This is a genomic window from Draconibacterium halophilum (genome assembly GCF_010448835.1).
GTDB lineage: Bacteria > Bacteroidota > Bacteroidia > Bacteroidales > Prolixibacteraceae > Draconibacterium > Draconibacterium halophilum.
Genome location: NZ_CP048409.1, coordinates 4,099,741 through 4,118,123, shown reverse-complemented (window position 1 = coordinate 4,118,123; position 18,383 = coordinate 4,099,741). Strand labels below are relative to the sequence as shown.

Below are 18,383 nucleotides of genomic sequence, written 5' to 3'. Positions count from 1 at the left end.
AACTTGTTTCAGCATCTTTATGCCTGAATATTAACTACTTGAGAGAATGACCCTGAAACAAGTTCAGGGTGACGTCTTGGTTGTGACTAATTGCGGACATTCAAATTAATTATTTCAAGGTTGGTATTTAATTTCCAATTATCCACCAATGTGAACCATCACTAACCAATTTAGCCGAAGAATATGAGGTTAACTCCAGAGGATGTGATACCCCTCCATTATTATCAATTGCATAGCTCTCGATTGATGTTGTTACACTTATCGTAGCTGAGGAATGTTTGTTCTTAATGGTAATAACCCTATTAACATTACTTGGTGGATCGGGTAGAACAATATTTGCTCCGTCTGATAAAATTATGCTATACCCGTCAGTGTCTGTTATCGTATAAGCAGTAGTGGTAGAAAAAACGCTGCTCTTAATTGTACCATTAACAGTTAAATCACCATTTAATGTTGTGTTGCCGTTTTTATACATAACAAGAGCATCAGAACGGGATGATGCTGATCCATTACCAATTACAAATAGCCGATCATTTGGATTAGCACCTGTTGTGCTTAAAGCAGTATAGTCAGTACTGAAGTATCCTAACGCGGTTTCTCCATAACTTTTTGCGTAGTTCTGATACCCCATTGCTGTTGAAAACTCTCCCATAGTTTGATTTTCAACGCCACCAGGTATTGTTGAGTAGTGGCCCGAAGCCATATTGTCAAATCCTCCACCTACAGTTGTGTAGTAACTTGAAGCAGTATTTAGGGCTCCTCCACTAACCGTTGATGTATTGCCGGAAGCGGTATTTCCTTCACCTCCACTTACTGTAGCCTGAGAATCTGTTGCTTTATTTGATGCACCACCACTAACTACAGAACGGCCTCCACTTGCGATATTGCTTTTCCCTCCTGCTATGGTTGAGTTTTGACCACTAGCACTATTGTTTTCTCCACCGGTTACTGTAGCATATTCGCCCGTTGCAGTATTTGGTGTTACCGTATTATCGTTAGCGGTACCTATAAATGTATAATCTGCTGAACCATCATGAGAATGGATGTCGCTTAAGTCCGGTTTATTCAAAATCTGAGCTTCGCCGGTTGCTGCATTCCAGTCGGCTTTTACATTCGATATTTTTGCCGTGTTGGCTACAATGGCGTCAGCTTGTGCTGTTGTAATTGTGGTTGGTTTATTGGTTAAACTGTTGTAATCACCATCAAATCCGGCAACCCAGTTTGTAACACCAGCTCCGTTCGTAGTAAGTACCTGTCCATCAGTTCCATTGTCAGCAGGAAGTGTATACGCGGTTCCGGTTCCGTTATTAATGGTTAATTCTCCGTTTAAACTTGTGTTTCCGTTTTTATACATAACAAGAGCATCAGAACGGGATGATGCTGATCCATTACCAATTACAAATAGCCGATCATTTGGATTAGCACCTGTTGTGCTTAAAGCAGTATAGTCAGTACTGAAGTATCCTAACGCGGTTTCTCCATAACTTTTTGCGTAGTTCTGATACCCCATTGCTGTTGAAAACTCTCCCATAGTCTGATTTTCAACACCACCAGGTATTGTTGAATAATTTCCGGATGCTGTATTATTATATCCTCCGCCAACTGTTGTGTAATAATTTGAGGCAGTATTTATGGCTCCTCCACTAACCGTTGATGTATTTCCGGAAGCTGTATTTCCTTCACCTCCACTTACTGTAGCCTGAGGATTTGTGGCTCTATTTGATGCACCACCACTAACTACAGAACGGCCTCCACTTGCGATATTGCTTTTCCCTCCTGCTATGGTTGAGTTTTGACCACTAGCACTATTGTTTTCTCCACCGGTTACTGTAGCATATTCGCCCGTTGCAGTATTTTGTGTTACCGTATTATCGTTAGCGGTACCTATAAATGTATAATCTGCTGAACCATCATGAGAATGGATGTCGCTTAAGTCCGGTTTATTCAAAATCTGAGCTTCGCCGGTTACTGCATTCCAGTCGGCTTTTACATTCGATATTTTTGCTGTGTTTGCATCAATTGCAGTTGCCTGTGCTACGGAAATTGTAGTCGGTTTATTGATTAAGCTGTTGTAATTACCGTCGAAATCGTCAGTAGAATCCGTATCCAAATTTACCGGAACATCTGTAAGGTCGTCAAAGTTACCACTAAAATCATCGGCGGCATTTTTATCCCAACTGGAAGTATTGTCCTCTTCAACATAAACTGTTAAATCCGGTTTATTTAAAATTTGTGCTTCTCCACTAATTGCACTCCAATTGGCTTGAACATTCGAAGTTTTTAAAGTGTTTGCTTCAATTGCACTGGCTTGAGCTGTAGTAATTGTTGTTGGTGCATTATTTAAACTTGAATATTCGCCATCAAAATCATCCGAAGCATCTTTATCCCAGTTCGTAGTGTTGGCGTCTTCAACATAAACCGTTAAATCAGGTTTATTTAGTATTTGTGCCTCACCGGTTGTTGCATCCCAGTCGGCTTTTACATTCGAAATTTTTGCAGTATTATTTTCAATTGCAGTTGCTTGGGCTGCTGAAATTGTTGTGGGTTTGTTTGTTAAATTGTTATAATCTCCATCAAAATCATCACTCGAGTCCGTATCTAAATTTGTTGGCACATCTGTTAGGTCACTAAAACTACCACTAAAATCGTCGGTAGCATCGGTATCGAGGTTTGCCGGCACATTTGAAAGACTGTTAAAATCCCCATCAAAATCGTCGGCAGCATTTTTATCCCAAGCCATAGTATTGGCGTCTTCAACATAAACCGTTAAATCAGGTTTATTTAGTATTTGTGCCTCACCGGTTGTTGCATCCCAATCGGCTTTTACATTCGAAATTTTTGCAGTATTATTTTCAATTGCGGTTGCTTGGGCTGCTGAAATTGTTGTGGGTTTATTAATTAAGCTGTTGTAATCACCATCGAAATCATCTGCTACGTCTTTGTCCCAGCCGTCAGTGTTTTCAAAACTTAGTTGGCTTAAGTCGGGTTTATTGGTCAGACTATTATAGTCTCCATCAAAGAGTAAATTCCCTGCATCATTAAGTTCCGAGATATCAATGGGTAGTTCTGGTTTCCCTTCTAAATCAGAATATTTACCACTAAAACTCGACCCCGATGATTTGGCATACAAGGCATAAGGCACACTAAGCATCTGACTGGTTCCTATTTCTACATACGATTCACCGCCGGTAGCATCCAATTCCACTTTAAGGAAGTAGGTGTTTTCTCCCCAGTTAATATCAGTAATTGTTCCAATAGCAGGAGTGCCATTACCAATTTCCAATACAATTATACCGAACTCATTGGTGGTCGTTAAATGTTTTTCCTGAAAAACGATGTCTCCTGTTGCACTCTGTTTTACAATATTAATTCGAATGCTAACATCTTGATTGTTCATTATCTGTCCTTCGTTGTTGCGCAGAACTGCCTGATAATTAAAAGCACCGGGCGTTTGTGCCAACAAAGAACCTATACATAGTAAGAACATGAATAGAAACGACTTGATTTTTTTCATAACATTGGGTTTGAAATATTATTGTTTAATAATTTTAAATGTATGGATGTAGTTGTTTTTTCTGTTCGTTACGGTTAAAAAATAGATACCACTTCGGTACTGGTTCATCGAAATTTTTTGTTGACGCAAAAGATTTTTTTCTGAAAGAAGTAGACTGCCATTCACATGGGTTAAAGAGAATTCCATCTCTCCAATGTTCTCTCCTTCAATTGTTAGCATAACGAAGTTACTCGTTGGGTTCGGGTAAGCTTTTAATGCAATTCCCGAAGCTGCTAGTTTATTTATTGAGGTAATAATCAGACTGCCTTGTTGCTGGCCTTGCGTTAGTGCTATATCCGTATTTTTATAGGTAGCAACCGAAAGCTCTCCAATGGAATAACTTAGGGAGTAATTGGTGTTCGAAACCGTTTTACCACCTGATAAAATTGCACTTTGTGCGTTGCTTCTTGCTGTGCTAAACAACAAGAAAAAGAGTAATAAAAAACTAAAATTGCTCGAGATTTTGCATAACGAATTATGCAGTGATTTTTTGCATTTGCTCTGGTTTGAATTCATTTTGCGTCCATTTTAATTCACTCAAATATACTTTTCGGAAGAATCATATATTGAATGATTTAGTATTTGTTGGAGCAGAGTTAGTATTCGCATTAATTTGCTTAGTATTGTTTGGCGTAGCATGTGCTCATACAGGAAGAGCTAGCCTTGTAACGATACCTTTCCAGATGGTGAGTTTTGGCTTTTGAACCCATAAAATAATTCCCTGTTTTCTCGTTCTGTTAAAATAATGGCATGTCTTTAATATTTATGCCTTTTCATTTCTGCAATTTTTGTTTTAGTTAACCAGACTAATGCATTGGATTTAATACAAGGGAAATGGCAAAACAACCCGATAGCCGATAGCTTTATGGAATCCTTTTTTGCTCTTCTTCTAAACATTCCCGGCTCAATGGTGTTGGTGAAAAGTGGAATTTAAAATGCATCGCAATGAGCAATGAATACGAAGAATCGAGAAGGAACTTTCTTACTAAATTAGGATTAACGCTTGGAGCAGGAGTTGTTGCTGGCGAGAAGCTATCGGCAAAGGTAATGAACAGTAAAGCTGAATTTCCATTAAATACGGACCAACAACAACTGATGGATCGGTACGAAAACTGGATGGATGAATTTATTCCGGTAATTAAAGCGTTTCGTGAAAATCCGGAAGATAAAGCTGCCCAAATTCGTATTGCCAAACTTTCGGAAGAAGCTGAAACCTGGAGGCCACAGTTGACCGAATTTATGAAAGACGAAAATTTTGCTCGCTATTATATGACTGCAACCGAACGAATGACCAAAGAGATTTATTAGTAAGAATCAGGCAAAAGACCGTAATTCTGTTGCAAGCAGGATACTGAGGCGGGCGGTAGTACCTTTTTCAGCGCTTAGCCTCCGCAATATCTTCAATAAAATAATACTCGCGGTTTATTAAACGATAAATCAACCAGGCGGGCAGACCAGTATAATCTTTAACAAATTGGTTTTGCGAGGCATGGATATCCCAGAGTGTGACCTTTACAGCAGCCTTAGCTTTTATTGAAATATTGGCTTCAGGTTGCAATTTATTCATCTCGTCGCCACCCAGCATCGAGACAACTTTCGAGGGCATAATCGTGTAAGCCAGCTTGGCATTGTATTTTGAATTATTTTTCTGATAAGTAGCAAAAGCCTGTTGTGTGGCTTTCCCAATTGTCATATGGTCGGGGTGCATTGTCATTCCACTTTCGGGCCAAAAAGTAACAATCAGGTCGGGTTTAAATTCCTCCAACTCTTTTTCAATATCATCAATTAATAGAGGTAAACTTTGGTCTTTTAATGTACCGTCGCCGTAATCGAAAACCTTTTGGTAATCAATGCCTAACATGTAACCACTTTTATACACTTCGGCCTTGCGCACATCGCCTAAAAATTGTTGCTGGCAAACTTGTGGCATTTGTGTACCGGCATCGCCCGGAGTAAACGTTAATAGCGCTGTTTCTATACCTTCTTTTTCAGCATCTAAAAGTAACTCAGTAGTGTAAGACTCATCGTCGGGGTGAGCAAAAACGATCATTACCTTTTTAGATTGTAATTGCTCTGTAATCGATTTTGTGAATTGCACATCGTCGGAAAACAAATAGCTTCTGAAGCCAAAAAACAATACGCAGGCGATTATAAAAAGGATGAGCACAGTTTTTAGTAGAAGTTTAAGTTTTTTCATTTTTCAGCAATTAGTTGGTTTATGCCAGTGAAGTTAAGAATTTAAGCGGGGATAATTAACCGCGATTTTTATGTCAGACAAAATAAATACCTAATTTCGCGTTTTACCTAAAATAGTGTGTTATGAGATACTTGCTTGTACTTTTGATTTTTCTTCCGTCGTTGGTTTTTTCGCAAATAAACCAAACTGATGCCAATGGCTTACGTCAGGGCACCTGGCAGAAGAAGCAAGCCAACGGCCGCCTGTTGTACGAAGGAAATTTTAAGGATGACAAACCGGTGGGCGAGTGGAAACGCTACCATCCGGGCGGGCAGATAAAAGCGCTGATTGAATACAAAGGCGATACAGCATACACACAACTATTTACCGTTTGGCGAAAAAAAGTTGCCGAAGGTAACTATGTGAATCAGCAAAAAGAAGGTGTTTGGAAGATCTATAAAAACAACCAACTGGTTGCCGACGAAGAATACAAGCACGGATTAAAACACGGCACATCGCATCGCTACTACAACACAGGAGAGGTAATGGAAGAAAAGGAGTGGGTGAATGACATGGAACACGGTGACTACCAGATTTATTATAAGAACAGCGATCCGTACATGCAAAGCAAAATGAAACTGGGCATGCGTCACGGTTTGTTTTTAGTGAGTTATGAAAACGGAAGTCAGGAGTTGGTTGCCGAATACCGAAATAACCTGCGGCACGGCGAATGGAAATACTTCGATAACGAAGGCAATCTTCTTTACACACTTTTTTACGATAACGGACAAATTCTGAATCCCGGCGTTCGCGACAGTATAACCAATCTGAATATGAAGGAGCTGGAAAAAAATAAAGGCTCTATCCTCGATCCGGAAGAGTTTCTGCAAGATCCGTCGGAATACATGATGCGCGAGAAAGGGCAACGATAAAATTGGCGTGGGTCACGGTCAAAAGCTATTAATTCGTTAACTTGGCCTTTAAATTAAAACTCGCAAAGCGTAGAGCAGGGAATTCGCCGATTTGTTAAACAATCTGGTTCATTCTCAAAAATTAAATGTATTGACGATTTACTAAAATGAAATACACCATTTTAATCCTTGGCGTGCTGTTAATGGGATTTCAACAACTAAATGCTCAGAATTATTTTTGGATTGGGTTTACCGACAAAAATAATTCTGAATATTCATTGGATAATCCCGAGGCGTATTTATCAGAAAGGGCGATACAACGCCGTATAAACCAAAATATTCTCATCGATTCGCTCGATCTTCCCGTAAATCAGAATTATATCGACTCGGTACTCACGCTTAATGTGGAGTTGGTTCATGCTTCAAAATGGCTGAATGGATTAACCGTTCGGTCCGATTCAGCAAATTTAGCTGACAGCATTAGCTCCTGGAATTTTATTTCCGAGGTACAGCTGACGAAACCTGCTGCCACAGCAAAAAGTGGATACAACAAATTTGTTGATGAGATTTTTACTGATGCAGCACCAATCGATACTTCATTTTACGGTTCTTCTGTTTATCAGGTAGGAATGATGGAAGGCCAGTTCCTGCACAACGAGAATTTTCGAGGCCAGGGAATGCAGATTGCTGTGCTTGACGGGGGATTCCGGAATGTAAACAGCCTGCCTGCATTCGATAGCCTTTGGGCAAATAATCAGATCCTTGGAATGAAAGATTTTGTAAATACTGATGACGATTTCTTTACAACTGCCGATCATGGGATGAGTGTTTTATCATGCATGGGAGGAAATATTCCCGGAGAGTTGATCGGTACAGCTCCAAAAGCTTCTTATTGGTTGCTGCGCTCCGAAGATATTTATTCCGAGTATATTATTGAAGAAGACAATTGGGTGGTAGCTGCTGAATTTGCCGACAGCGTGGGAGTTGATATCATCAATTCATCATTGGGATATTCTGAATTTCAGGATGCATCCACCAACCATGTTTATGCTGATATGGACGGAAATACAACGCGTGTAACACGAGGCGCAAACATTGCGGCATCGCGCGGGATACTTGTATTTTCGAGTGCAGGTAATGAGCGGAATGATGCCTGGTTCAGAATTGTAGCTCCTTCGGATGGGGAAAATGTAATAGGAGTGGGAGCAGTGGACACGAATTTTAATCCGGCTTATTTTTCATCTGCCGGCCCGGCTGCCAATGGAGCACTGAAGCCGAATGTTTCGGCAATGGGCTATCAAACAACTTTACAACGTTCCAACGGATCGGTTGGACTTGGCAATGGAACCTCTTTTTCATCGCCGGTACTTGCCGGTATGGCGGCCTCGCTTTGGCAGGCATACCCCCAAAAAACTGCCATCGAAATAAAAGATGCCATCGAACGAAGCGGACATCTTTACAATTTGCCCGATTCGTTGCAGGGATATGGAGTTCCGAATATGCGAACGGCTAGTGCAATATTAAATCCGATGTCTGTTCCGGATCAGAAGAAAATAAAAAGCTGGACCGTTTATCCTAATCCCGTGCAAGATTATATTGTACTTCAGGCAACAACGATTCAACCTTTTTGGGAAATTGAAATAAAACTTTGTGCACTTGACGGGAGTGTCGTAAAAACCTGGCAGAAGTCGGCAGCACCTTCCATTACTTTAAGTAAGCTCTCTCAGGTTGAAGCAGGAATTTATCTGCTTCTGGTGCGAACAAAAAAAGGGATCGAAACCTTTAAGGTCAATAAAATCAGGTAAACAAATGAACCAGCAACTCACACTTTCTCAATTAAATGCAAAAATAAAAGGTGCACTTTTAGATGCATTCCCAGGTACCGTTTGGGTGGTTGCCGAAGTGAGTGAGTTAAAGCACAACCGAAGTGGTCATTGCTATTTGGAGTTAGTAGAAAAAGAGGGTAGTACCATAACAGCTCGTTCGCGAGCCACCATCTGGTCGTATACTTACCGCATGTTAAAACCTTATTTTGAAACCAGCACAGGGCAGCTTTTTAGCGAAGGAATAAAAGTGCTGGTGCAGGCAACAGTTGAATATCATCCGGCATATGGTTTGAGTTTGAATATAAAAGACATTGATCCGACTTACACTGTTGGCGACATGGCCATGCAGCGCAAAGAGATTATAAACCGGTTGAAGGCAGAAGGAGTTTTTGATATGAATAGAGAACTGGAGTTGCCTTTGGTTCCGCAAAAAATTGCTGTTATTTCATCGGCAACGGCAGCCGGTTATCAGGATTTTATGAATCAGCTGGAAAACAACGAATATGGTTTTAAATTCTATACCAAATTGTTTGAGGCGTACATGCAAGGCGCGGAAACAGTGCCCTCAATTGTGCATGCCTTGGAGCGGATTTTCGCACACGACGACTTTTTCGATGCAGTAGCCATTATCCGTGGAGGAGGAGCGACCGCTGATCTAAGTAGTTTTGATGATTACGACCTGGCCATAAATATTACCCAGTTTCCGTTGCCGGTAATTACCGGAATTGGTCACGAAAAAGACGATACGATCATCGATCTTGTGGCGCACACACGAATGAAAACACCTACAGCAGTAGCTGAGTTTTTTGTTACTGGTGTTGAACGATACTATGAACGTTTACTGGAGCTGGAAAATGGTATTGTGCAATTAACCCGCGAAACGTTGGATTTTCAACAGGAAAAGCTGGAACGAGTGGCCGAAGGATTAAAATATTCTGTAGCCGATTTTATTAACGACAGGCAACGGCAGCTTAACAAACGCAGCAACGAACTGCAGCAAAATGTAAGTCAGTTTTCGTATAAAAAACATAACGAATTGGATAAACTTAAACACGGTATTCATTCAGGGCTTTCGCTGTGGTTTGTAGAGGCTAAAAATGATGTTGGACATAAACAGCGTATTCTGAGAAGAGTGGTTGGCGAAGCTGTTTTTAAGGAGAACGCAAAACTAAATCATCAGCAAGATTTGTTATCAGGACGAGTGCGAAATGTGCTGGCAAAAGAGCACGATCGCATTCTGTTAAATAAAAATTCGGTACGTTTACTAAATCCTGAAAATGTATTAAAAAGAGGATTTACCCTAACTCTAAGAAACGATAAAATAATTAAATCGTACAAAGATGTTGCGGTTGGCGAAGAGCTGGAAACACGATTTGCCGACGGTACAGTAACTAGCAAAATCACAAAAAATAAATAAGATGGCAGCTAAAAAGATTTCATACAGCGAGGCAATGGCCGAGATAGAAGAAATTCTTGAAAAAATAGAAAATGAAGAGCTGGACGTGGATGAACTGGCCGAAAAAGTAAAACGCGTATCGGTGTTGCTGAAAACCTGCAAGGACAAATTGACCAAAACCAACGAACAGGTGGAGCAGATTCTAAAAGAAATGGAAGGTTAAATTTTAAGTCATAACTTATGAAAAAGCAAGATAAAATTGTAAAACTTTATACCGGCGATGAAATTCTAATCAGCAGGCTAAAACAGGAACTGGAAGTTGCAGGAATCAACCCAATGATTAAAGATGGATTTAAACAGGGGCTAGCTGCCGGCTATGGCGAAGGAGTGCCTTCTGCCATCGATCTGTTTGTGGTTGAAAGCGAGTTGCAAAAAGCACAGGAAATACTAAAAGCAATAACCGAAGAATAAAATATGTATACAAAAGAGCAAGTAGCAAAAACCATAGATCATGCGGTTTTAAAACCCGAACAAACGTTGGCCGATTTGAAAGCCAATGCCAAAATGTGCATTAAAAATAAGGTGTTTAGCATGTGTGTAAAACCTTGCGATATAAAAGCGGCCAAAGAATTGTTGAAAAACAGCGATGTGAAAGTGTCGTGTGTACTCAGTTTTCCTCATGGTGCTGATGCAACGCCGGTTAAAGCCTTTCAGGCGGAACAAGCCATTGAAGACGGAACCGACGAAATTGATATGGTAATGAATATTGGCCGGTTTCTGTCGGGAGAATACGATTATGTTCGCGAGGATATAAAAGCCGTTGTTGACGTGGCCCACAAAAACAATGTGTTGGTGAAAGTGATTCAGGAAAGTGGCCATTTAACGCTTGAACAGATTGCGAAAGCCTGCGAATTATCGTACGAGGCAGGTGCCGATTTTGTAAAAACATCAACCGGGTTCGGCCCGGGCGGTGCAAAACCCGAATACATTGAGGTAATGGTAAAAACCGTTGGCGATAAAATGCAGGTAAAACCTTCGGGTGGTATCCGCGACTGGGAAACCGCCGTTGCATTTTTGGAGCAAGGAGCAGATCGCTTAGGCATTGGTTCTACTGAGGCAGTACTTAATGGAGCCACTGCAAGTGGTGATTACTAATGAAGGCAGACGCTGATAGCTGGAAGCCGAATGTTGTACAACAGGAGCATTTTTTACTGCTAACAAGAAATTTGATCGAAATCATTTTTTTCAAGTAAAAAACACGCATATTTGTGCCTCATTTCTTTGAGTGAAGGGAGTAAGATGTATTTTCTAAACGGAGACAGAACATATATAAAGCCGGAGCGAGTTTGTGGTGATTTAAAAGATCAGTTACAAAGCTGTCTTGAACAATTGGAAAAAATCAATTCAGGCAAGCGCATTTTCAAACTTAATTTCTTTGTTAATACCAATTCTAATTCAGAATATGATATACTTTTAAATGATGTTCGCGACCAGCTGAATGATTTGGTTGGAAGTGAAATTCTGATAAGTTTTATTGCGCAGTCGCCATTAAGTTGCAAAGTTATTGTTGAAGCCTATTATTATGATCCGGAACACTGGGATTATCAGATGATTTCTGAAGGGAAGAATGGTACGGCTTTGTTTAGCAATGGCCAAACCGAAATTCTGATGGGAACAGTTCATGCCAATCAGAACAGCAATTGCAGATTGAATGCCGAAAAAGCATTTGATGAATTGGTTGAAACATTTGAGGAGGCGCAGTTTCCATTGAATTCGATTGTACGCCAGTGGAATTACCTCGAAGATATCTTAGGTTTTGATGATGAAGAACAACGTTATCAGGAATTTAATAATGTTCGGTCAGATGCGTATGGAAACGTGTTTGAGCAAAACGGATATCCTGCAGCAACAGGGATTGGAATGAGCCATGGAGGTGTGCTTATTGAGTTTGTGGCGGCAAAATCAAAAGAAGTGCTGACACAACCTGTAGATAATCCGGAGCAGATTTCTGCTCATAGTTACAGCGAAAAAGTTCTAGTAGGTGATGAATGTAATTTAAAAACAACTCCAAAATTTGAGCGTGCACGTTATTTGAGGTATCGCGATAAAAAGATGATTTTTATTTCGGGAACCGCTTCAATAATTGGTGAGTTTACTGTTGGTATTGGCGATGCTGCCAAACAAACAGAAGTCACTATTCAAAATATGCAGCGTTTATATTCTGAACAGGTGCTGGCTGCGTTACCCGACCAAGCCAAAAATCCCAAATTCGGCCATGCAAGGGTATACCTTAAAAACCGGAAAGATTATGCCGGCGTACGTAAAGTTGTTAAGCAAGTATTTGGTGATTTGCCGGTTGTTTATATTCTTGCTGATATTTGCCGCGATGATTTGCTGGTGGAGATCGAAGGGAAAGTGATTTTAGAATGATGAATATCGATTAACGATTGCAGATTTAGTTATCTAACAAAAAAATCATCAATCGCCAATCATCAATTTCTTATGTTTAGCCACAATTTTACTGCCTCTGAACCCAACTAAAATTGGTTTTACAGCAAAGTTACAGGCGTAGTAGCTACCAAAAACGCATTGTTTTGTATGCCCATGAGCACGATACCCATGCAAAACGGGTTTGATACCATTAGTCATATGGTGGGCATAAGAAAAAATGGGTTGGAAACCCACTTTCGTTGCCTGCAGGTGTAAGAAAACGTATTTGTAAGCTTCCTCAGGTGCTGAGGACACAAAAAAATGGATTCGAACCCGACTTCTGTTAACTGACGACGTAAAAAAACGTGTTTGAGACCAACTTCTGTTGCCTGAGGGCATAAAAAAACACGTTTGTCCCCAACTTTGGTCACCTGTGGAAGGCATAAAATCAGTTATTTACGTGTTTTTTGAAAACGAGGGTTTTCTGAAAACCGATTGCGGCAGGGCTTTATACCAATTCCATTTCGAGGTGGTTTTGGTATTATCCCCAAATGACAATTCTTTTAAGTTTTTAGCTCACACATTTTAAATTACCGCCGAGCCGCAAAGTTTTGATTTCTCTGCGTCTTTGCGCCTTAGCGGTAAAACTACTTAGAATTTAAAATCTACTCCAAACATAAAGTGTGCGCCCGCTTGCGGGTAATAACCATCCATTTTGTAACGCTCACCACCCAACAGGTAAGGATAAACCCAGGCATTGGTTTCGTATTTATCGTCGAAAATATTGTTGGCCATAAAATGTAGTGTAATCTCGTCAAACAAATTCGTTGGGAACGTATAGTCTACTTTCAGATTATTAATAAAATAAGCGTCCAGCATGCGGTCGTCGCTTGATGTATTGTCGATGTACTGATCGCCTACATATTGCGAAATAAAAGCGATACTGAAATTCTCTCCTGGAGCGTATACAAATTGACTTTTAGCGATAAAATTTGGTGAGAAAGCCAAATCGGTTGTTCCAAGTGAAATTGCATCTTGTTCGCCGGTGTCCCAGTTGTCAACGTATTCTGTAAAGTCTTTAATTTTGTTGATGCTTAAAGTGGTGTTGCCATTCCATTGAAAATCGTTGGCAATTTGAACGCCTGCCTGGAGTTCAATACCGGTGCGGTAACTCTCATCAACATTTACCATGATTGCCGAACCCACATCGTTGATTTGACCGGTAACTACCAGTTGATCTTTATAATTCATAAAATAGAAGTTGGCACCAAACGATAGTTTTGATGAAGCATAATTGTAACCCAATTCCCAATCGTGTAATGTTTCGTGCACCGGTGGCTCGTTACCTTCTGGGTAATCTACAAAGGCTGTGCGGTTAGGTTCGCGGTTCGCTACGGCAAACGATAAGTATAAATCCTGGTTATTGGCCAATTGGTAAAAAACACCCAACTTCGGATTAAAGAAATTAAAATCGTGATCCTGATCCAGGTTGCGAAGATCGTCGTCGATTCCTTCAATGGTATAATCAATTCGGCGGTATTGTAAATCGGCAAATAAATTCAGCTTTTCTGCTACCTGAACATTGTATTTTGCGTAAAAATTAAAATCCTTTTTTAATCCTGTGCCCCTGTACCATTCATGATTGTAATCTGCTTCGCCCAGATATTGTGCCCAAATTACATTCCCCAAATGACGGCCATCGTAAACATTGTAACCTCCACCCAGAATCAGGTTATTCAAACCTTTTGTATAGTCCATTGAAAAGGTAATACCATAAAAATCATTGTCGAGCCATTTGCGGTTAATCAGGTCAGTTGTTTCAATCACTTCAGTCCCGATTTCAATATTCGGTAAAAGATAATCCGCCAAATCTTCATCTGCGTTGTAATTCTCATAATAACCACGACCGTATGTGTAATGCAGCGAAGTGTTAAAATTTAAATCGTCACTGAGTTTATGCGAAAAATGAAGCTGGTAGTGATCCTGAACGTAGTGGTCAACCTGGTTGTCGTAAGTGTAATAGTTGTAGGTTCTGCTGTCCGAAGCCATCATATGATCCACTTCTCCCTGAGTCATCAGCCAGTGGTCGGCGTAACGTTGCATACCCTCTGTATCGTTGTTTAAACGAACGGTAGGAACACCGTACCAAGCTTGATAAGTTTCTTCATAACCCGAAAAAATATTCAACTTAAGAATCGTATTTTCCGAGTAATAGCCTCCTGAAACAAAAAACGATTTTAGGTCGGAACTTGCACGGTCGATAAAACCGTCAGACGTAACTTTTGATAAGCGAACATCAACCGTAAAATGATCGTTAATAAGGCCTGTTCCGACTGAAAGTGTGTTTTTAAAAGTGTTAAAAGTTCCGGCAGCTGTTTTATAGGTGCCGTATGCATCTTTGTTCAGCGAATTGGTTTGCAGATTAATGCTGGCACCAAAAGCAGCGGCTCCGTTTGTAGAAGTTCCCACTCCTCGCTGAATCTGCACGTTTTCTAACGACGAAGCCATATCCGGCTGATCCACAAACCACGTTCCGTGCGATTCGGCATCGTTTAACGGAATTCCGTTTACACTTACATTAATACGGTTAAGATCGGTACCGCGCACACGGAAATTGGTGTAACCCACTCCGGCTCCGGCATCTGAAGTTGTAACAAACGAGGGCGTAAGATTCAGCAAGAAAGGAATGTCTTGCCCCATGTTTCGACTGGCAATCTCGTCTCGGCTAACGTTGCTGTAGGCTACCGGAGTTTTGCTACCGGCACGTGTTGCCGAAATCAACACTTCGTCAGTCATAACAACATTTGGTTCCAGGTTTACTTCAATGTTTTTACTTCCCGAAAGTGGCAGATCGATCTTTTGTGGTTCGAAACCGATAAACGAAACCTGCAAAGTGTAGTCTCCGGGTTCCAGATTTTTAAATTCAAAACTTCCGTTGGCATTGGTTGAAACACCATAAAACGATTTCTCGATTACTACACTGGCTCCCGCCAGTCTTTCTCCATCTCCTTTAACAACACCTGTTAAATTAATTTGCCCAAAGGCAATTGCTGCCATAAATTGTAGTAGCAACATCAAACTAAGTCTTCTCATTTTTTTGAAAAATTGGTTAATAAACTAACCAATGAGGTAGGAATAAATCCTTTTCGCTCTCCCTACGCCGGTGCTAACCGGATCAGGTTCATTGAGTATAATCTCAGTCCCGATGCTTTGTCGGGACACCCCATTGCGTAAATGTCGGGGGCAAAGTTATAAGGCTTTTTTAAATTGGCAAAAAAGGAAGTTTATATCTTATTTCTGTGAAGGAATTGTAAAGTTTACAGAAGTGCCTGCATTTATTTTACTGGTTACCACTATTGTACCTCCGTGTATTTCAACAAACTCCTTGCACAATGAAAGGCCAAGTCCCGTCCCTTTTTCTCTTTCCGTACCGATTGTCGATTCTACAAAATCTGATTCGAATAACGTTTTTGCTTTTTCTTCTGCCATTCCGATACCATTGTCGGTTACAGTTGTTTTTAAGTTATCCTCATCATGTTGAACTGAAATCTTAATTCTACCATCTCGTGAAGTAAATTTTAAAGCGTTTGATAATAGGTTTCGGATAATTGATGAATATATATTTGCATCCAGATACCATGTAAGCTTATCAGGCACCGAAAGTTGAATGTCAATATTTTTCTTTTTTGCGTTTTCGGTTAACAGATCAATGGTTTCAGTTATTAATTTTTTTATACCATGTTGTTCAGACCTAAACTGAATTTTGTTTCTTTTTACGGATCCCCATTCCAGTAATTGGGAAAGGAGGTTAAAAAAGTTGTTGGCCGAAGTATGAATGAGTTTGATGTTATACTTTATTTCATCTTTGCTTAATTCGTTTATTGATTCAAGTAACACACTTGACAATCCCAAAAGTCCGCTAAAAGGAGTTTTTAAATCGTGCCCAATAATGGAAAAGAATTTGTCTTTGGTTTGAATCTCTTCTTCCAGCTTACGATTTACATTGTCAAGCGATTCGAAAGCGTATTCTAATTTCTTTTTGTCTTTTAAAATTTGTCGCTGGAGATTTGAATTCTCTTGGTTAAGCATTAATAACTGTTGATTCTGGGCAATTAAATTATCCGAATCTTTCCGGCCAATAATTAAAAAATTATCGGCCTTTTTATAAATACAAACCGGAAAAGAAATGTTATCTGTTCTTTCGTAGGATCCAACCGTTAATTGTTCATTAAAAATAAGGTTCCCTTTAATAAACGGTTGTTGTTTAAGTTCTTCAAAACTTGGATTAATGAGGTTTTCAGAAGAAAAGTTTGGGCTTATTTTCTTTAATGCCTCATTAGAATGCAGTAACATGCCATCGCTTGAGAAGAGGGCAAATACCAGCATATTTTCATTAACAATGGAAGAAAGTATTTCCTCGTTCCAATCCATAACTGCCTTGGTTAGTTATATCTTCTGCATCTAATGCAGAGAGTTATTTTTTTTAAGCTGAATGTCGCTTACTTTTACAAAAGTAGGAATATTGGTAATCATCCAGTCGTATAATGGTGAAATCTCGTTAAAGGCTTCGTCTGATAGCTCGTTTTTTAAAATAACACTCCAACCATTGAGTTGTGCCGGCCAGTAATTCGAAGAGAATCCATGTGTGCGATAAGCTCTAAATACCCATAAAACGGTATCGGTTAAAACTTCGGGAATTGGATGGCTAATGTAAGATAAAATAAAACGGACATGATTGGCATGGTTGTCTTTCATCATTTGTTTGTTGTCTTCTCCGATAAGACTTATCAGGTCGGGTCTTTCCAGTAAAAGACTGTTCATCTTTGCGATCAGGACAAGTTTCTTTTGCTCGTATTCATTACATGTTTTTGCCGAAACTTTAGGAATAAATGATGCGGTAGTTAGTAAATGTTCGTAGTTCATTTGGCTGATGTTCTTAAATATAAATCAATTTCATGTAAATCCTTAAAAAATTTAATTCTCTGGCTTTCCGGGATTTGGCTTTCCGGAATATGGTTAAACGCCTGGCCTCCAATGCATATGTTTAGTTCAGGAAATTTGGTCGTTAATTTATCAAGCAGTATTTTAAAGCTGTGAAAATGAAAATAGATGCTTAATGATAAGGCCAGAAACTGTGGATGCGTTAATTCTATGTATCGGATTAAGCTGGATTCAGGAGTGTTGGCGCCCAGGTAAAGTGTCTCCCAGCCGTTTTTCTCAAAAATATCGGCTACCATTTTGGAGCCTATTTGGTGGTGTTCTTTTTCAATACAACAAACAATAGCATTTTTATTTACAGGCTGCACATTTTCTATTGAGGGATAAATCTCGCTTAGCAGTTTCTCGATAATGGCTGAAGCAAGGTGTTCTTCTGCAACACCAATTTTGTTGCGTTCCCACAGAAAACCTACTTCATAAAGCGAATGTTTCAAAAGATCTTCATAAATAAGAATAAACGAAGTGTTATCATTAAGTAGCTCACGAATGACAGAAGAACATTGCTGATGTTGACCAGCTAGTAAATAATTGAGGAACTTTTGTTTTAATCCGGCACTAATCATTTTCTTGATTTTGTGGATTTAACGCCAAAATACAAAAATTGCGGAATAAAAGGGGTTTTATTTACAGGTTGTCAGTATAATTTGTAGTGTGAGAGAAGGTGCTATGCTTGTATTATTCCAAAAATAGAAACTTCTCGAAGTTTGTGCGATACTTAACAATCTTACGAGATGGACGCTGTGTTCCCCGGTCGATAAACAATACTTTTTGCTGGGCAGTGGAACAAATTTCTCCTTTTTCGTTTCGGAAGCGGAATTTAAAATTTGCGGAAACATTGAAAATTTCTGACACCCAAACTTCAACATGCACTTCGTTACTTAAGAAGAATGGTTTTTTGTATTGAATGTTTGTCTCAGTGATAATGGGCAAAATATCATCGTCAACAGCAATCTGCGAGATGGACAAACCCATGGCTTCAATTAGTTTAACTCGTGCATTTTCCAGCCATTGAACGTAAATGATGTTGTTTACATGGCCAACAAAATCAATATGATAAGTATAAATGGGTTCTTTAAATTTTAACTTCTGCATG

Annotated in this window: 16 protein-coding genes and 1 riboswitch; of the genes, 8 read left to right on the top strand and 8 right to left on the bottom strand. The window is 39.7% G+C overall.

Annotated features, from left to right (window positions below; all coding sequences use genetic code 11):
- Window positions 1-127: 127 nt before the first annotated feature.
- Together G0Q07_RS16765 and G0Q07_RS16760 are read right to left on the bottom strand one after the other, a co-directional pair.
- Window positions 128-3,514: a hypothetical protein gene (locus G0Q07_RS16765; RefSeq protein ID WP_163348238.1), complete on the bottom strand. Its 3,387-nt coding sequence runs from the start codon at window positions 3,512-3,514 to the stop codon at window positions 128-130.
- A gap of 18 nt (window positions 3,515-3,532) precedes the next feature.
- Window positions 3,533-4,069 carry a T9SS type A sorting domain-containing protein gene (locus G0Q07_RS16760; protein WP_163348237.1) on the bottom strand — a complete coding sequence of 179 codons (537 nt, stop codon included), beginning with the start codon at window positions 4,067-4,069 and terminating at the stop codon, window positions 3,533-3,535.
- A gap of 429 nt (window positions 4,070-4,498) precedes the next feature.
- Here G0Q07_RS16760 and G0Q07_RS16755 point away from each other — a divergent pair, with 429 nt between their 5' ends.
- Entirely contained in the window at window positions 4,499-4,861 is a 363-nt protein-coding gene (locus G0Q07_RS16755) for a hypothetical protein (RefSeq protein ID WP_163348236.1), read from the top strand.
- A gap of 67 nt (window positions 4,862-4,928) precedes the next feature.
- Here the strand turns inward: G0Q07_RS16755 and G0Q07_RS16750 are convergent, their stop codons facing one another.
- Window positions 4,929-5,750 (bottom strand): PIG-L deacetylase family protein, encoded by an 822-nt coding sequence (locus G0Q07_RS16750; RefSeq protein WP_163348235.1) that lies wholly within the window; start codon window positions 5,748-5,750, stop codon window positions 4,929-4,931.
- Between the two features lie 122 nt (window positions 5,751-5,872).
- Between G0Q07_RS16750 and G0Q07_RS16745 the strand changes: the two genes are divergently transcribed.
- From G0Q07_RS16745 to G0Q07_RS16715, 7 genes are all read left to right on the top strand, one after another.
- Window positions 5,873-6,661 (top strand): toxin-antitoxin system YwqK family antitoxin, encoded by a 789-nt coding sequence (locus G0Q07_RS16745; protein WP_163348234.1) that lies wholly within the window; start codon window positions 5,873-5,875, stop codon window positions 6,659-6,661.
- A gap of 146 nt (window positions 6,662-6,807) precedes the next feature.
- Complete coding sequence (locus G0Q07_RS16740; RefSeq protein WP_163348233.1) at window positions 6,808-8,445, top strand: S8 family serine peptidase; 1,638 nt, start codon at window positions 6,808-6,810, stop codon at window positions 8,443-8,445.
- Between the two features lie 4 nt (window positions 8,446-8,449).
- Entirely contained in the window at window positions 8,450-9,883 is a 1,434-nt protein-coding gene (gene xseA, locus G0Q07_RS16735) for an exodeoxyribonuclease VII large subunit (RefSeq protein WP_163348232.1), read from the top strand.
- Between the two features lies 1 nt (window position 9,884).
- A complete protein-coding gene (gene xseB, locus G0Q07_RS16730; RefSeq protein ID WP_163348231.1) occupies window positions 9,885-10,085 on the top strand; it encodes an exodeoxyribonuclease VII small subunit in 201 nt (66 codons plus the stop codon).
- Between the two features lie 17 nt (window positions 10,086-10,102).
- Window positions 10,103-10,333, top strand: a complete 231-nt coding sequence (locus G0Q07_RS16725) for a putative signal transducing protein (protein ID WP_163348230.1) — start codon at window positions 10,103-10,105, stop codon at window positions 10,331-10,333.
- Between the two features lie 3 nt (window positions 10,334-10,336).
- On the top strand, window positions 10,337-11,017 hold the full coding sequence (gene deoC / locus G0Q07_RS16720) for a deoxyribose-phosphate aldolase (protein WP_163348229.1): 681 nt from the start codon (window positions 10,337-10,339) through the stop codon (window positions 11,015-11,017).
- Window positions 11,018-11,161: 144 nt separating this feature from the next.
- On the top strand, window positions 11,162-12,292 hold the full coding sequence (locus G0Q07_RS16715) for a chorismate transformation enzyme, FkbO/Hyg5 family (protein WP_163348228.1): 1,131 nt from the start codon (window positions 11,162-11,164) through the stop codon (window positions 12,290-12,292).
- 651 nt (window positions 12,293-12,943) lie between these two features.
- Here the strand turns inward: G0Q07_RS16715 and G0Q07_RS16710 are convergent.
- The 5 genes from G0Q07_RS16710 to G0Q07_RS16690 all read right to left on the bottom strand — a co-directional run bounded on the left by G0Q07_RS16710 (window position 12,944) and on the right by G0Q07_RS16690 (window position 18,382).
- Window positions 12,944-15,385 carry a TonB-dependent receptor gene (locus G0Q07_RS16710; protein WP_163348227.1) on the bottom strand — a complete coding sequence of 814 codons (2,442 nt, stop codon included), beginning with the start codon at window positions 15,383-15,385 and terminating at the stop codon, window positions 12,944-12,946.
- Between the two features lie 42 nt (window positions 15,386-15,427).
- A riboswitch (TPP riboswitch) is annotated at window positions 15,428-15,528 on the bottom strand.
- Between the two features lie 55 nt (window positions 15,529-15,583).
- Window positions 15,584-16,723: a sensor histidine kinase gene (locus G0Q07_RS16705; protein ID WP_163348226.1), complete on the bottom strand. Its 1,140-nt coding sequence runs from the start codon at window positions 16,721-16,723 to the stop codon at window positions 15,584-15,586.
- A 30-nt stretch (window positions 16,724-16,753) separates the two neighbouring features.
- Window positions 16,754-17,215: a hypothetical protein gene (locus tag G0Q07_RS16700; RefSeq protein WP_163348225.1), complete on the bottom strand. Its 462-nt coding sequence runs from the start codon at window positions 17,213-17,215 to the stop codon at window positions 16,754-16,756.
- Window positions 17,212-17,853 (bottom strand): cobalamin B12-binding domain-containing protein, encoded by a 642-nt coding sequence (locus tag G0Q07_RS16695; RefSeq protein WP_163348224.1) that lies wholly within the window; start codon window positions 17,851-17,853, stop codon window positions 17,212-17,214. The genes G0Q07_RS16700 and G0Q07_RS16695 overlap by 4 nt, the downstream gene beginning before the upstream one ends.
- A gap of 112 nt (window positions 17,854-17,965) precedes the next feature.
- Complete coding sequence (locus G0Q07_RS16690; RefSeq protein ID WP_163348223.1) at window positions 17,966-18,382, bottom strand: acyl-CoA thioesterase; 417 nt, start codon at window positions 18,380-18,382, stop codon at window positions 17,966-17,968.
- Window position 18,383 lies beyond the last annotated feature (1 nt).